Annotated in this window: 14 protein-coding genes; 11 read left to right on the top strand and 3 right to left on the bottom strand. The window is 68.3% G+C overall.

Annotation, left to right across the window (positions count from 1 at the left end; genetic code table 11):
• The first annotated feature begins 411 nt into the window (after positions 1-411).
• The 4 genes from KY500_RS10725 (at position 412) to KY500_RS10710 (ending at position 3,304) form a co-directional block, all read left to right on the top strand.
• Positions 412-1,674 (top strand): hypothetical protein, encoded by a 1,263-nt coding sequence (locus tag KY500_RS10725; protein WP_219900561.1) that lies wholly within the window; start codon positions 412-414, stop codon positions 1,672-1,674.
• Positions 1,613-1,846, top strand: a complete 234-nt coding sequence (locus KY500_RS10720) for a hypothetical protein (RefSeq protein WP_219900560.1) — start codon at positions 1,613-1,615, stop codon at positions 1,844-1,846. Before KY500_RS10725 ends, KY500_RS10720 begins: the two co-directional genes overlap by 62 nt.
• Positions 1,828-2,517, top strand: a complete 690-nt coding sequence (locus KY500_RS10715) for a hypothetical protein (protein ID WP_219900559.1) — start codon at positions 1,828-1,830, stop codon at positions 2,515-2,517. Before KY500_RS10720 ends, KY500_RS10715 begins: the two co-directional genes overlap by 19 nt.
• 376 nt (positions 2,518-2,893) lie before the next feature.
• Positions 2,894-3,304, top strand: coding sequence for a DUF2256 and DUF3253 domain-containing protein (locus KY500_RS10710; RefSeq protein ID WP_219900558.1), 411 nt, complete (start codon positions 2,894-2,896; stop codon positions 3,302-3,304).
• 214 nt (positions 3,305-3,518) lie between these two features.
• Here the strand turns inward: KY500_RS10710 and KY500_RS10705 are convergent, their stop codons facing one another.
• Positions 3,519-4,820: a hypothetical protein gene (locus tag KY500_RS10705; protein ID WP_219900557.1), complete on the bottom strand. Its 1,302-nt coding sequence runs from the start codon at positions 4,818-4,820 to the stop codon at positions 3,519-3,521.
• 60 nt (positions 4,821-4,880) lie between these two features.
• On the opposite strand from KY500_RS10705, the gene KY500_RS10700 reads away from it, so the two are divergent.
• From KY500_RS10700 to KY500_RS10690, 3 genes are all read left to right on the top strand, one after another.
• Complete coding sequence (locus KY500_RS10700; protein WP_219900556.1) at positions 4,881-5,054, top strand: helix-turn-helix transcriptional regulator; 174 nt, start codon at positions 4,881-4,883, stop codon at positions 5,052-5,054.
• A 28-nt stretch (positions 5,055-5,082) separates the two neighbouring features.
• A complete protein-coding gene (locus tag KY500_RS10695) occupies positions 5,083-5,418 on the top strand; it encodes a DUF86 domain-containing protein (RefSeq protein WP_219900555.1) in 336 nt (111 codons plus the stop codon).
• Between the two features lie 353 nt (positions 5,419-5,771).
• Positions 5,772-7,244 carry a peptide MFS transporter gene (locus tag KY500_RS10690; RefSeq protein WP_219900554.1) on the top strand — a complete coding sequence of 491 codons (1,473 nt, stop codon included), beginning with the start codon at positions 5,772-5,774 and terminating at the stop codon, positions 7,242-7,244.
• Positions 7,245-7,251: 7 nt separating this feature from the next.
• Here the strand turns inward: KY500_RS10690 and KY500_RS10685 are convergent, their stop codons facing one another.
• Positions 7,252-7,506, bottom strand: coding sequence for a Txe/YoeB family addiction module toxin (locus KY500_RS10685; RefSeq protein WP_219900553.1), 255 nt, complete (start codon positions 7,504-7,506; stop codon positions 7,252-7,254).
• Positions 7,503-7,748, bottom strand: coding sequence for a type II toxin-antitoxin system Phd/YefM family antitoxin (locus KY500_RS10680; RefSeq protein WP_219903404.1), 246 nt, complete (start codon positions 7,746-7,748; stop codon positions 7,503-7,505). The genes KY500_RS10685 and KY500_RS10680 overlap by 4 nt, the downstream gene beginning before the upstream one ends.
• A gap of 155 nt (positions 7,749-7,903) precedes the next feature.
• Here KY500_RS10680 and KY500_RS10675 point away from each other — a divergent pair, with 155 nt between their 5' ends.
• From KY500_RS10675 to KY500_RS10660, 4 genes are read left to right on the top strand one after another with little or no spacing between them, the layout of a single operon-like run.
• Entirely contained in the window at positions 7,904-9,355 is a 1,452-nt protein-coding gene (locus tag KY500_RS10675) for a DUF3375 domain-containing protein (RefSeq protein WP_219900552.1), read from the top strand.
• Entirely contained in the window at positions 9,352-10,092 is a 741-nt protein-coding gene (locus KY500_RS10670; RefSeq protein ID WP_255579180.1) for a DUF4194 domain-containing protein, read from the top strand. Before KY500_RS10675 ends, KY500_RS10670 begins: the two co-directional genes overlap by 4 nt.
• The gene (locus tag KY500_RS10665) at positions 10,089-13,520 is read left to right on the top strand and encodes an ATP-binding protein (RefSeq protein WP_219900551.1); all 3,432 of its coding nucleotides are present in this window, start codon (positions 10,089-10,091) and stop codon (positions 13,518-13,520) included. The genes KY500_RS10670 and KY500_RS10665 overlap by 4 nt, the downstream gene beginning before the upstream one ends.
• Positions 13,450-14,637 (top strand): Wadjet anti-phage system protein JetD domain-containing protein, encoded by a 1,188-nt coding sequence (locus tag KY500_RS10660; RefSeq protein WP_219900550.1) that lies wholly within the window; start codon positions 13,450-13,452, stop codon positions 14,635-14,637. Before KY500_RS10665 ends, KY500_RS10660 begins: the two co-directional genes overlap by 71 nt.
• Positions 14,638-14,723 lie beyond the last annotated feature (86 nt).

Genomic DNA, 14,723 nt, shown 5'->3' with positions numbered 1-14,723 from the left:
GGCTCGCAAGAGACGCCGGATGCCTTCACCGCTAGCGAGGTGCCGTGGACCGGTGCGCAAGGCCCTGCGCGTCGTGACCGCACCTCGTGTGGGCGTCCGCTACCGCTAGAGCGGGCGCGGTCGCCGGTGCGAGGTGCAGTGAACTATTGCGGAGAGCGTTTCGCGCCCTGACCGCGCCTCGTCTGGCTGGATGAGCCACCTATAGGGGGCTCATCCAGTGACACGAGGTGCCGCGACCGAGGCCGGGCGCGCTGACCCCAGCGACCCGGCTGCACCCCGCCAGATCCGGCGCTGAGAATGAGCATTCCTCTTGACTCCCCGAACCTTAACCGGTTTAGTTGAGGCATGACGTACAACGATGTCCGATCAAGTCCCTGTCCATCCACTCACTCGCGGGCGGGCCGGTTCGCCGTGGCCGCCACCCTGTCGGTCGCCCTGGTGGGCACCGGCGCGCTGGGGCTGGCCCCCGCGTCGGCGGTCACGAGCACCGCGAGCACACCCGGGTCGGCGGTGCCGGCGGCCGACGCATCCGCCCCGCTCACCAATCTCAGCCACCTCAACTTTCTGCTCGACGAGGTGCCGCTGCCGGTGCTCGCCGGGCACACCACCTACCAGGCCGCGGAGAACCCGGTGGTGGAAGCGCCCTGGACCTACGCCGACAAGAACGACGACGGTAGCTACACGCCGATCGGCGGCGGCACCCTCGACCCGGCCACCGGGTACTACAGCCAGGGCGCGTTCAACGCCGACGACACCGCCCGCGCGGCCGTCGTGTACCTGCGGCACTGGCAGCAGACCGGCGACACCTCGAGCCGCGACCACGCGTTCCAGACGCTGCGCTCGCTCACCTACCTGCAGACCACCGACGGACCCAACGCCGGCAACGTGGTGCTCTGGCAGCAGGTCGACGGCACGCTCAACCCCAGCGCCGAACCGGTGGAGCTGCCCGACCCCAGCGACTCGGCCGAGTCCTACTGGCTGGCCCGCACGGTGTGGGCGCTCGGTGAGGGCTACGCCGCGTTCGCCGACGAAGACCCGGCGTTCGCCGCGTTCCTGCAGGACCGCATGACCCTCAGCCTGGCCGCCCTCAACGCCGGGTCGCTCGGCGACTACCCCGCCTATGACATCGCCGACGGCGACGAGGTGCCCGGCTGGCTGATCGCCGACGGGGCGGATGCGTCGGCCGAGGCCGTGCTCGGCCTCGCCGCGTACGTGCAGGCCGGCCCGACCGGACCCACCGCGGACACCGCGCGCACCGCGCTCGACCAGTTGAGCGCGGGCATCGCGGCGCTGTCCACGGTCGAGGGAGCCAGCGGCGATTGGCCGTTCGGTGCGATCATGCCCTGGACGCATTCGCCCAGCCTCTGGCACGCCTGGGGCGGGATGGCCCCGGCCGCTGTCGCCGTCGCATCCGAGGTTCTCGACGACCCGGCCTTGCTCACCGCCGCGGTGCAGGACACCGCGCAGTTCACCCGCAGCTGCTCGCCGCGGGCGGACCGGACAACGCCTGGTCGCCGACCCCCGGCGAGGCGCAGATCGCCTACGGCGTCGACTCCCGGCTGCAGAGCCTGGTCGCGACCGCCGATGTGGCCGATGCCCCGGGCTGCTCAACGTGGCGGCGATCACCGCCGGCTGGTACTTCGGCGCCAACCGCAGCGGCCTGCCCGCCTATGACCCGACCACCGGCACCGCGATCGACGGCATCGAACGCGACGGCCGGGTGAACACCAACTCAGGCGCAGAGTCGACCATCCACGCGCTGCTGTCGATGCTCACGCTCGACGCGCACCCGACCTCAAGGCTGCGGCCCTGGGTGTCACCAGCACGGTGGCCACCCACGGGCTGAGTGTGGTCGAGGCTGAGTCGGGTTCGATCACGGGCGGCACCGTCGTCACGCCGGAGTCCTCGTGGACCGGCGAGGCCAACTGGTCCGGCGGCGCGTACGTCGACCTCGCTGCGGGCGGCACCCTGCGCATCACCGTTCCGGCCGATGACCAGGCCCGCCGGGTGCATCCGATCGTGAACCAGGTCGTCGACCCGTCCGGGACCACCACCTGGACCAGCGGTACCGGCAAGCCGGGCAAGGGCAAGCCCGGCTCCGGCACTGTCACGCTCGGCACCACCGCCAACGGCGGCGCCGGCGAGCAGGGCGTCACCGAGGCGCCCGGCCAGTTGCTGCCGCTGCCGCTGACCAACACCCTGCCGGGCAAGACCACCCAGGTGATCGGCACGACGGATGCCGCGGCGCAGCTCGACGCGCTGCTCATCCAGCCGCTCATCTCCACGGTGGCCGTGACCGGGCCCGCCGGTGACTCGACGCTCTTCGTGAGCGCCGACACGGCCGACGCGCAGCGCCGCATCGACGTGCCCCGCGGGCAGCAGCTTGTGCAGCAGGCGTTCGACGCCACCGGCCAGCCGGTCGCGGACTGGCACAAGGGCAAGGGCGACGCCCGCAGCGGCAAGGTTTTCATCGCCGCCGGCGGGTTCACCCAGGTGTGGTTCGAGGCCAAGAAGTAGGTATGTGCCGACGAGGTGCCCCGGGTCGCGCGGTTCGCGCAGCCGGGGCATTCTTGTGGTGCCCCGCGGGTGGCGGGTGTTTCGTGCGGTAGTGCTGTGCCCGGCCGGCCGGCCGGCTCGCCCGCCTGGCCGCCCGGGCCGCGCCAGCTCGGTCATGTGCTGCGCGGGTCAGGCGCCGCTTCGCTGTCTGCGCGCCACCCGCGAAGCGGCGCGTTGCCCGCGCAACGCCCGAAACCGGCACGGGGTGCCTGCGAGCCCGCTCGCGCGCCACCCGCGTAGCGGCGCGTTGCCCGCGCAACGCCCGAATCCGGCGGTTGGAGCTCCCTCTGCGGAACGACAATCCCACGATGTCGGCCCGATCACGCAGGATAGAAGCATGGCTCACCGTCAACACGCATCCGCCTCGTCTGGCCCCGACGGCGACCGGGCCGATAAGACCTGCGCCTCGTGCGGCCGCCGCATCGAGTGGCGCGTCAAATGGGCCAAGAACTGGGACGCCGTGAAGTACTGCTCCGACGCGTGCCGCGCCCACCGGGTCGACGACACCGACCGGCGGCTCGAAGAGACCATCACGACCCTGCTCGACAAGCGGGCGACGGATGCCACGATCTGCCCGTCCGACGCGGCGCGAGCAATCGGCGGCGAGGAGTGGCGCGATCTGATGGAGCCGGCCCGCCGCGCCGCCCGCCGCATGGTCGCCCGCGGTGACCTGCAGATCACCCAGGGCGGCTCGGTGGTCGACCCCTCGACCGCCAAGGGCCCGATCCGGTTGCGCCGGCCGCGTTAGGGCGCATCCGCCTGTCGCCTCGTGGGCCTGACCAACCGTGAGGGGCCGCGGTTGGGACGCGCGGGTCAGGCGCCCCTGCGCCCGTGGCGTGCCAGGCGCGCAGGGGCGCGTTGCCCGCGCACCGCTGGAACCGGGTGCCGTGCCCGCGCACCGCGTGAACCGCGAGCTCTGACAGCGCGCCGCTAGAACAGCGCGCCGCTAGAACAGCGCGCGGCTAGAACCCTGCGCGGTCGAACGCCTGGAGCAGCGTCGGCCGGCGACTGTTCTCGTCGCGAAGCTCCACCATGAGCAACGCGAACCGGTGCGCGTCATTCGTTGCATTGAGGGCTCGGCGCAGTTGCCGCAACCGGCCGACCGCGGACTTGTAGTTCTGGGGTTTGGACACAGCGAGGTCGGACTGAATGAGTTGGATCAGTACCGGAACGACGGCGGCCGGGTCGGCTTTCTCCCGCGCGGCCACCAACTCGGTCCAGAGCCCCACATCGGTGGTGAGCCGCTCGCCCGCCTCCCAGGCGCGCTCGGTGAGGTCCAGCTCTAGCAGGGTGCCGATCAATTCGCGCGGATGCTGCGTCTCAAGCCGCTCGAACACGGCCTCGGCGAGCGAGTCCCAGGTGACGGCGCTGTTCGGGGCACCCGCGGCCTGGGCGAGAGCCAAGGCGTTCTTCGCGGACGGCCGACGATCAAAGAGCATTTGTCGGGCAGCCAGTTCTGCGTCGTGCGCGCGGTACTCGTGCAGAAGCTCGGCCCAATAGTGGCCGGCACGCTCGGCCTGCCAGCTCTCCTCGAGCAGGGCGGCGCGTTCGGCGTATGCGATCGCTTGGTCGATGGCGCCGATTTCCATCAGAGCTTGGGCCAGATCATGCAGGAGATACGACCGAGTGAGGTCGCCGAAGCTGGCGATGACTTTCTCGGGATCACCGCTCGCCACGGCCACCCGTTGCCGGAAGCCGGCGATCAACCTACGCTTCGAGTCGTAGGTGTCGGTGGGTGGCGGGAGCTCAGCTTCCAGCGCGTCCAGGCGTTCGCTGAGCACGGCGAGGCCGGGCTCACCCAGCGCGTCCCGGTACTGGGCGATGTCGGGTTCAAAGAAGCCCTGGGCGCCGCCGAAACGGAAATCGATGAGCCATTCGGCGAGCACCGCGGGCCTGGGCGGTGCCGCCTTGCATAGCTCGGCGTGGAGCTGAAGAAGAGCGCCGACCACACCCTGGATCTCGCCGTTGGAGTCGTCGGCGTGGAGGAGCAGCTTCACGACAACGGCGATTGCCTTCTCCGTCGTGGGGATGAGCGCGGCGCTACCCCAGGTACTCGCAGCGGTACGGAGCTCGTGCACCCCAGCGTAGGCGTCGTCGACGTACTCCGAGACCGCGCTCCACCGGATGAGCTCCCGCCGGGTGCGAAAGATAGCCAGGATGCGGGTCCGCGCTTTGGCGAGGGTCTCGGCGGATGCGTCGGTGGGGGAGCCGATGGGCGGCGCCGGGGGCGCATCCGCGAACCGGTCGGTATCTGGCGGGCACATAGCGATAAGTCTTACAGCTAGCCCCGCCCCGCGCTCATAGCCCGGAGCTATGATTTCGCCATGAGTTCGTCAGGCAGCATTCTCGATGCGCGGGCCCGAGCCGGTCTCTCGCAGACCCAGCTGGCCCGGCGTGCCGGTGTGCCGCAGCCCAACCTCTCGGCCTACGAGACGGGCCGGGTGCAGCCACGGCCCGAGACCCTCGCCCGCATTCTCGCCGCGACGGTGCCGTTGTGAGCGACCGAAGCCAGGGGAGCGATACCCGATGACCCACGAATTCGACCGCACGGATGCGCTGCTGGCCGACATCCGGGATCTCGTGCGCCACGCCAACCTCATCACCGCGCGCGGCCGGGACGTGTTCTTCGACCCAGGCGACCGCACCCAACAGCTGGCCGCGAAGGCCATTGTGATCGATCTGCAGACAGCCGTGGAGCGGTTGCCCGAGGGGTACCGGGACCTGCACCCGGAGGTGGCCTGGAACGAGCTGCGCGCTATGGGTGACTACCTCGCGCGCGACGCGAACACGGACTACCAGATCGTGTGGAACGCCCTCGTCGCGGACCTTCCGCGGCTGCTGGTGCAACTGGGCATCGCGTAAAGAAGCGGCTCTGGGCCCCCTCGGCACGTGCGTGCATGTCGCGCCCCCGTCGCCGGTCGAGCCTGTCGAGCTGTGGGGGCGCTTCGCGCCCGGGTGGTCGGCGGAAGCGCACTTCCTTAGGAGACCTCTTGACGTGCCTCGAGATCCGCTCACCGGGTCTCGACGGGCTCGACCAGCGCAATGGACGCCTTCCACAGGCCGGCTCACCGGGTCTCGACGGGCTCGACCAGCGAGATGGTGGGGCTGTCGAGGTTGGGTTGCGGGGTCTCGACGGGCTCGACCGGCGAGGAGTTAACCCGACCAGCGAGGAGATAGAGGTCGTGCTCCGCACATCTCAGGCGTAGCGTGGAAGCATGGCGGAGATCACCGAGCCTGGGGTAGAGAACGCACAGAACGACCACCGATTCTTCGGTCAGCCGCGGGCGCTGGCCAGCATCTTCGGCGTCGAGATGTGGGAGCGCTTCTCGTTCTACGGGATGCAGGGCATCCTGCTTCTCTACCTGTACTACTCGGCCCGAGAGGGCGGTCTGGGCATCCCACAGGCCACGGCGGCGGGCGTCGTGGGCGCATACGGGGGAGCGGTCTACCTCTCCACGATTCTCGGTGCCTGGATCGCCGACCGGCTGGCCGGCTCCGAGCGGGTGCTCTTCTACAGCGCCGTGGTCATCATGTGCGGGCACATCGCCCTCGCACTGATCCCGGATGTCGCGGGGGTCGTGGTGGGCCTCATCCTGGTGGCTTTCGGCAGCGGAGGTCTCAAGGCCAATGCCACCTCCGTGGTGGGCACGCTGTACCGGAAGGACGATCCGCGGCGCGACGCCGGCTTCTCGCTGTTCTACCTCGGCATCAACCTGGGCGCGTTCTTCGGCCCGCTGCTGACCGGGCTGCTGCAGACCACTCTCGGCTTCCACTACGGCTTCGGCCTGGCCGCCGTGGGCATGGCTATCGGCCTCACCCAGTACTCCTTCGGCCGCAAGCGGCTGCCCGCCGTGGCTCACGAGGTGCCCGACCCGCTGCCGCGCCGCCGGTATCTGCCCTACTCCGCCATCGCGGCCGGCGGCATCCTGCTCATCGTGGTGCTCGTGGCCACAGGGGTGATCACCGCGTCGAACCTGGTGACCATCGTGATCGGCGTGACGATCGTGGCCTCCGTCACGTACTTCGTGGTGATCCTCAGCAACCGGCACATCTCCACCGTGGAGCGCCACCGGGTGTACGCGTTCATCCCGCTGTTCATCGCGAGTGCGGCGTTCTGGTCGCTGTACCAGCAGCAGTTCACCGTGGTGACGATCTACTCGGACGAGCGACTGAACCGCAACCTGTTCGGCTGGGAGATGCCGGTGCCGTGGGTGCAGTCGATCAACCCGGTCTTCATCATCGTGCTGTCGGGGGTGTTCGCCGCGCTCTGGACCCGGTGGGGTGCCAAGCAGCCCTCCACGCCGGTGAAGTTCGCGTTCGGCACGGGCATCATGGGCGTGGCGTTCCTGCTGTTCCTGCCGTTCGCCGGGGGAGCGGCGAATTCCACCCCGTTGCTCGCACTGATCGGCATCCTGCTGGTCTTTACGATCGCCGAGCTGCTGCTGTCGCCGGTGGGCCTGTCGGTGTCGACCAAGCTCGCGCCCGAGCTGTTCAAGACGCAGATGGTGGCGTTGTTCTTCCTCTCCGTGGCCCTCGGCACCGCGGTCTCCGGGGTCCTGGCCGAGTGGTACGCCACCGCTCCCGAGCAGCTGTACTTCGGTGTTCTCGGCGGCATCGCCATCGTGCTGGGCGTCATCCTGGGGCTCTTCACCCGGCCGATTCTGCGGCTGATGAGCGGGGTTCGGTAGCTCCGGCTTAGTAGTGATGCCGAGCGGCGATGATGACGATCTCGTTCTGCTCCACCGTGTACACCAGCCGGTGTTCATCGGTGATGCGGCGGGACCAGTACCCGGCGAGTTGATGCTTGAGCGCTTCGGGTTTACCGATGCCGGTGAACGGGGTGCGTTGCACGTCGGCGATGAGCTTGTTGATGCGTTTCACCATCGTCCGGTCAGTGGTGACCCAATATTGATAGTCGTCCCAGCCGGCATCCGTGAACGCGATTATCACTCGGCCAGGGGACGAACGCTCGCCGTGCCGGCCCGGTGCTGCGCGATGCTTTCGAGCAGGTGCGCCGCGTTAGCGGGGGAACGCAGCAGGTAGGCGGTTTCTTCGAGTGCCTCGTAGTCAGCCAGCGACATGAGAACCGCGCTGCCCTTCTTGGAGACGATTTCGATGGGCATGTGGTCCTCATTGACCTTTTCGATCAACGGGAACAACTGAGCCCTTGCTTGTGAGGCTGTAATTGCCACGACGCTTCCCTCCGACTGGTACAGAATAACGTACCACTTGTGGTCGTGGATTCCCTGAGAGGTTTTGGTCACTAGTCTCGTGTGCAGGCACGGAATTCGCGTGCCGGTCGCTGTCGCCCCTCCCCTCCCGCACCCAGCCCAAGGAGTTCCACCGCGTGTCCGCACTGAGCCAGACACATGCGCTGCGACAACTCGTCGACACGGATGCCACCTGGCAGCTGCTGCGCGCCGACAATGCTCCCGTGATCGCGGCACTGCTCAACGAGCATCTCGGTGGTGAAGACCGGCGGTTGCCCACGGACGAGCTGTACGAACTCATCGACCACGACCTCGAGGGGCTGCGCGCGCACGGGCTGACCCTGCCGCTGAGCGGCCAGGGCTACTGCGCCGAATGGCGCAAGGCCGGCTACCTCACTCGGCGCCCCGCCGACGCGGCCCGCGGCGAAACCTTCGAACTCTCGGCGGGCGCGCTGGGCGCGATCCGGTTCCTCGAGCAGCTCGCCGCGCCGCGGCAGACCGTGACCGAATCGCGCCTGGCCAGCATCGGCGTTCAGCTGGGCCAGCTGGCGATCGAAACCGACCCGGACGCCACCCGGAGGCTGGAACAATTGCACGCCCAGCGCGACCGGATCGACGCGCAGATCGACCGCATCCACGCCGGCGAGCTCGACACCCTCGACGACGCCCGGGCGCTGGAGCGCATTCGCGACATCCTCTCGCAGGCCGAGGAGATTCCCTCGGACTTCGCGCGGGTGCGTGCCGAGTTCGAGACCCTCAACCGCGACCTCAGGGCCCGGATCGTCGAATCCGATGACAGCCAGCGTGCGGTCCTCGACGAGGTGTTCCGCGGCGTCGACCTGATCGGCGAGTCCGATGAGGGGCGCAGCTTCGCCGGGTTCTCCGCCCTTGTGCTCGACCCTGCGGTCGGCAGCGCCTTCGACGACGCCATCGCCCGGGTGCTCGACCGCGACTTCGCCGGCGAACTCAGCACAGCCCAACGCCGCTACCTGCGCCGGTTCATCGGCACCCTCAAAGACCACAGCGGTGAGATCCACGAGGTCATCACCACCTTCGCGCGCGGCCTGCGCCGCTACGTGCAGTCGCAGGACTATCAGCGCGACCGGGTCTTGCGGGGGCTCCTGCGCACGGCGCTGGCCAGCGGTGTCGAAGCATCCAGACACATCAAGCCATACCAGCCCACCACCGTGCACCTCGATCTATCGGCTGTGTCACTGGGCAGCGTGGGCGCGATCCGCCTGCATGACCCGGCGGAGCTCGACGCGACTGCCCCGATCGTGGAACACATGGCCGGTGTGGCCGACCTCGAGGCCCTCCGGGCCCTGGCCCGCGCCACAGAGATCGACTTTGCCGAACTCACCGGCAACGTGAACGCCCTGCTGGCCGAGGTAGAGCAGTGCACCGTCGCCGAGGTGCTCGACCGGCATCCGGCCAGCCAGGGTGTGGCCAGCGTGGTCGGGCTCCTCACCCTTGCCGCCACGCAAGGCACCGCCGCCGATGGCACCGAAACGGTGCGCTGGCAGGGCGCCGACGGAGTGGCGAGAGCCGCCGACATTCCTACCTACCGCTTCACGGGGAGACTTCTGTGACCAATGACTTCACCATCGAGATCGGTACCGGCCAGGCCGGTGAGACGGATGCGCGTTCAGCACCCGGCCTCTGGGCCGGCGATACCGGCGTGATCAGCGAGCAGTCCCGGCGGGCGCTGCTCGAGCTGATCAAGGGCCCTTACCTCTCCGGCGTTAAGGCCCCCGCTCTCTGGTCGGCCCTGCTCAGCGACGAGGCGGGCGTCCGATCGCGTCTGCACGAGCTGTTCCTGGAGCTGGTCATCGACCGGGTGGGGGAGTTCGCGTTCGTGCGCAACGTGAGCACCGACGAACTGAAGGCGCCCAGCGCGGTACGCACGGCCGCACTCACCTTCCTGGACACCGCGATGCTGCTGGTTCTGCGCCAGATGCTGTTGGCGGGTGAGGGGGACGGTCGGGTGATCGTGGGTCAGGAGGATGTCTTCGAGCAGTTGCGCGTGTACCGCACAGCCGACCGCGACGAGAGCGATTTCAACAAACGATTGAATTCCACGTGGCTCAAGATGAAAAACACTCTCCGGGTGATCCACCAAGCCGGTGCTGAGGACCGGGCCGAGATCTCCCCGGTGCTCCGGCTGATCGTCGACGCCAACCAGATTGCGGCGATCGGCGCCGAGTACCGACGCATCGCTGAGGCCGGCGGTACCGGCGTCGTCTCGAATGTCGGTGGTCTCGACGAACCTGTCTTCGACGGAGAGCACAGCGCCGACGGCAATGAGACCGAGGGAATGACATCATGACGATGCTGGAGATACCCGGCCTGAACGACACACCAGATGAGGCCGAGCAGGGTGCTGGAACCTCGACCGCCCCCATCCACGTCGGCCAGTGGCGCCTGGCCCGGGTGGAATTGCTCAACTGGGGCACCTTCGACGGGCACCACCGCATCGACGTGGCCCGCAAGGGGCACCTGTTCACCGGCGCATCCGGTTCGGGCAAATCGTCGCTTCTCGACGCGATCGGCACCGTGCTCACACCGGATAAATGGCTGCGTTTCAACGCCGCCGCGCAGGACTCCGCGAGCCGCAACGACGACCGCACCCTCGTGAGCTACGTACGTGGCGCCTGGAGCAAGGAGGCCGACGAAAGCCTCGACCGCGCTGTCAGCACTTACCTGCGCAAGGGCGCCACCTGGAGCGGAATCCTGCTGCGGTTCGACAACGAACGGGATGCCCCGGTCACCCTGGTCAGAGTGTTCCACCTGCGCGGATCCAGCGTCGACAAGGCCGACCTCAAAGACGCCTGCTTCATCGACCGGGTCGACGTGAGCCTGCTGGATTTTCGCGAGTACGTTGCATCAGGTATCGAGGCCAAGCGCATCAAGAGCGCCTGGCCGGACGCCGTGGTCACCACCACCGGATCGCACGCCCCGTTCTACACACGGCTGCGACGCCTGCTCGGCATCGGCAGCCAGAATGCCCTGCAGCTGCTGCACAAGACCCAGTCGGCCAAGAACCTCGGCAGTCTCGACCAGCTGTTCCGCGACTTCATGCTCGACGAACCGGCCACGTTTGCCCGGGCCAAGAACGCCGTGGAGCAATTTGGCGAACTCAACCAGGCGCACCAGCACGTGGTGGAGCTACGGAAACAGGCCGATCACCTCACGCAGCTGGACAAATCGATCGTCGCCTACGAAACCGCGGCGGCGAACACCGCTGAGGCCGAACGACTCAGCGCCCTGATCGACCCGTTCCAGACGCAGCTGACACTGAGCATCGCGACCGACGAGCGTGGGCTGTTGCTCGCGCAGCAGGCACGGGCCGCCGACGAATCCCGCCGAGCGGATGCCGCCCGCGACGACGCCGAGGAAACCGTGCGCGCAGCCGAGCGGCGGTCGCTCCAATCGGGCGGGAATGACGCCGCCCAGGCGCAGGAACGGGTCGTCGACGCCGTCGCGGCCGCCGACCGTACTGCCAAGGACTTCGCTCGGTTTGCGGAGGAACTCACGGGGGTGGGGGTCGACCCGGCCCCGCAGAACGGCGAGGAGTTCGCCGAATTCCAGGAATCGTCACGGCGGGTGCTCGCGGAGTCGCCTCCGGAGGCCGCTCACGACCATGACGACAACCAGCTGTACTTCGATGCTGGCAAAGAACTCGGCGTCATCGACCGGGAACTGACCGAGCTGCGCCAACGCCGGAGTAATCTGCCGGCTGGGCTGCTCCTCGCTCGCAAACGCCTCGCCGAAGAACTTGGTGTGGCCGAGACGGCCCTGCCCTTCGCCGGGGAGCTCATCGAGGTGCTTCCAGAGTTCGCGAATTGGAGTGGGGCCATCGAACGAGTCCTCTTCCCGCTCGCGAGCGCCCTGCTGGTGCGCGACGACTACCTGCACGAGGTGCGCCGTCGCGTGGAGGCCCGCAACCTCGGTGCCCGTCTGGTGTTCGAGGCCGTACCCGCGATCGCCGATGCGCCCCGGGGGGCGCGCGCCCCCAACTCCCTGCTGCACCGCATTCGGTTCGCCAATGGGCCCTTCCGGGACTGGTTGGTCGCCCGCACCGCGGCCGAGTTCGACGTGTCCTGCGTGGACCACCCCGATGACCTCGACCGGGTCGACCGCGGGGTGACCATCGGTGGGCAGATCAAGAAGTCTGCACGGCGATACGAGAAGAACGACCGTCACCGCATCGACGACCGGTCCCAGTGGATTCTCGGCGCCGACAACGAGGCAAAGATCGAGCTGCTACTCGAGCGCCGGCGCGCGGCGGAACGGCAGCGTCTGGATGCCGGCGGCCGCCTCACCCGGGCGCAATCCGAAAGGGATGCCGCCACCAAGCAGCGCACTGTCTTCGAACGCGTTCTGGTGCAGGACTGGACAGAGCTCGACCGGGCCGCCGCCGACGAACTGGTGCGGACCCGACAGCGACAGCTGCGGGCCTTGACCACCGATAACGTGGAACTCCAACACGCGCTCGGAGCAGCGGAGCAGGCTCGCGAGAACTTCCGCGACGCCGAGACTCGGGCACGGGCGAAGGCGCTTGAACTCAGCCAGGGCGACGTCACCCTGCGGGAGGTGACCGAACTCATCCGGGACCTGGAAGGTCGTGGTCACGATCCGCAGCTTCGCGAGGCCGACACCGCCGCACTGGGCACGCGATACCGCGCGGTGCAACGCAAAATCGACCGTCGCAACGTCGGCGACATCGGGCGCAAGGTCAGCGAGACCCTGTACAAGGAAGCAAGCGTCGCGCAGGCGATGCTCCGTCGCGCGGAAACCGAATTCGCTTCGGGAGCCACCGTGTTCAAGACCGCCTGGCCTGCGGCGGGCGCAGATCTGACCACCTCCATCGACGACCGCGGCGGCTACTCGGCTTTGCTCGCGGGCATCGTTGAGCGCGGGTTGCCCGAGCATGAGGGCAACTTCCTCAAGCTGCTGCGTGACAAGTCACGGGACCTGATCGGACACCTCGCCTCGGACATCCGAGATGCCCCCAAACTCGTCGTTGACCGCATCGAACCGGTCAATTTCTCGCTCGGGCGGTCGCGATTCGACGTGGAACGGTACCTGCGGATCGATGTAAAGACGCGACGCACGCCTGAGGTACTGCAGTTCATGGCCGACCTGAAGACCGTCGTTGACGGAGCCTGGGGAGAGGACACTCTGGCCGCCGCCGAACAGCGTTTCGCTGTGCTCAATCGAGTGATGCAGCGCCTCGCGTCCACGGACCACGCTGACGTGGCCTGGGGCCGGCGCTGCCTGGACACCCGCCAGCACGTCACGTTCATGGCTAGTGAGATCGACTTGGCCGGCCGGGTGATGAATGTGCACGACTCCAGCGCCGGCCTCTCCGGCGGACAGCGCCAGAAGCTCGTGATCTTCTGCCTGGCCGCGGCCTTGCGCTATCAGCTCGCCGCTGACGAAGACGACCTGCCCTCGTACGCCACCATCATCCTCGACGAAGCTTTCGATAAGGCCGACAGCCGGTATACGCGGATGGCGATGGACGTGTTCGTCGAGTTTGGCTTTCACATGATCCTCGCCACCCCGAGAAGCTGCTGCAGACGATCGAGCCGTACGTGGGCGGGCTCACGTCCATCACCAACACCACGAGACGGGATTCGCGCACGGCCGCGGTCGTCTACCGGGATGACGAGAGCGCCTGATGGGCGCCGGTCGCGGCATGGTATCCGTCGCCGAGGCTCGAGCGAGGGCGCTGAAGAAGGTTCTCGCTGAGCAGCGGGACTGGGCGGCCGGCGGTGGCAGCGACGCCCGGCTCGAGGTTGTGCTGCATCCGCCCACCGAGCGGGCGGCGCTCGACGACCAGAGTGCCTCGATGGAGTGGGTGCGCGCATGGCAGCAGGCCGATGCCGCGGAGGCGACTCTCGACGTGACCTGGGGCAGCCGGCAGTGGTCACGGGTCGGCGCACAAATGGTGCCGGAACGATGCGTCCTCACCGGTGCGGATGCGATAGCGGCGTTCGCCGGAAGCTCTCCGGGCCGTGACTGGCGGGTGCTCCGGGACCGCGCGGCCGTGCTTCGTGCTGAGTTCGCCGACCGTGCCGAGTCCGCCGCCGCACTGGCTGCTGCCGTGCGCAGCCACGCCCGCACTGTACAGCGGTTGCCGGCGGCCGACTTCGCCACCCTGATCCAGGTGGTGGGGTGGCTCGCCGAACATCCGGCATCCGGCTGGCGCATTCGGCAGCTGCCCATTCGCGGGATCGACACGAAGTGGCTGGAGGGTCACCGCTCTATCGTCGAGAGCCTGCACACCGCGGTCAGCGGGCGGGTGTCTCTCGGCCTGCTCGACGCGCCCAACCTGGTGCGAGTGCACTTCCTCGATCCGGCGCTCCGCCCCGGCGGGCTGCGCGATGTACTGGCCCCGGTCGACGAGCTTGCTGCGCTGGGTGTGGTGCCGAGCGTGATATTCGTGTTCGAGAACCTCGAGACCATGTTCTCAATGCCCGAGCTGCCCGGAGCCGTCGTCGTGCACGGCAGCGGGTACGGCGTGAACCGCCTCGCGCTCATTCCCTGGATCCAGCAGGGGCGCGTGGTGTACTGGGGCGACCTGGACTCGGACGGATTCTCGATTCTGCACACCTTGCGCTCGGGCTGTGACAATGTCACGAGCGTGCTCATGGATGAGGACACACTGTTGGCCTACCGCGACCTGTGGGTGCCGGAACCGAAGGCCGCCGGCGGAACCTACCCGAGCCTGACGACCGGCGAACAGCGTGCGCTTGACCGCATCCGTTCGGAAGGAAACGTGCGGCTCGAGCAGGAGCGGATCGACTGGGAGTCTGCATTGGCGAAGTTGCTGGCCGCGGGCTCTCCGCTCCTCGCACACGGGTGAGCTAGCCGGTGCAGTCGAGGGTGTTGGCGATGCGCGGGTATGGCGCCGTTACGCGGGAGGCACGCTTCCCGCGCAGCGGCGGGACA

The organism is Cryobacterium sp. PAMC25264, from assembly GCF_019443325.1.
In the GTDB taxonomy this organism is placed as follows: domain Bacteria; phylum Actinomycetota; class Actinomycetes; order Actinomycetales; family Microbacteriaceae; genus Cryobacterium.
Note: the sequence above shows the minus strand (reverse complement) of the source record. Positions and strands in the feature narration are given on the sequence as shown.

What these genes read in the sequence shown, in the direction of transcription:
- KY500_RS10710 (WP_219900558.1), top strand. Translation starts at nt 2,894, where the DNA reads ATGGCTCACCGTCAACACGCATCCGCCTCGTCTGGCCCCGACGGCGAC.
- KY500_RS10705 (WP_219900557.1), bottom strand. Translation starts at nt 4,820, where the DNA reads ATGTGCCCGCCAGATACCGACCGGTTCGCGGATGCGCCCCCGGCGCCG.
- KY500_RS10700 (WP_219900556.1), top strand. Translation starts at nt 4,881, where the DNA reads ATGAGTTCGTCAGGCAGCATTCTCGATGCGCGGGCCCGAGCCGGTCTC.
- KY500_RS10695 (WP_219900555.1), top strand. Translation starts at nt 5,083, where the DNA reads ATGACCCACGAATTCGACCGCACGGATGCGCTGCTGGCCGACATCCGG.
- KY500_RS10690 (WP_219900554.1), top strand. Translation starts at nt 5,772, where the DNA reads ATGGCGGAGATCACCGAGCCTGGGGTAGAGAACGCACAGAACGACCAC.
- KY500_RS10665 (WP_219900551.1), top strand. Translation starts at nt 10,089, where the DNA reads ATGACGATGCTGGAGATACCCGGCCTGAACGACACACCAGATGAGGCC.
- KY500_RS10660 (WP_219900550.1), top strand. Translation starts at nt 13,450, where the DNA reads ATGGGCGCCGGTCGCGGCATGGTATCCGTCGCCGAGGCTCGAGCGAGG.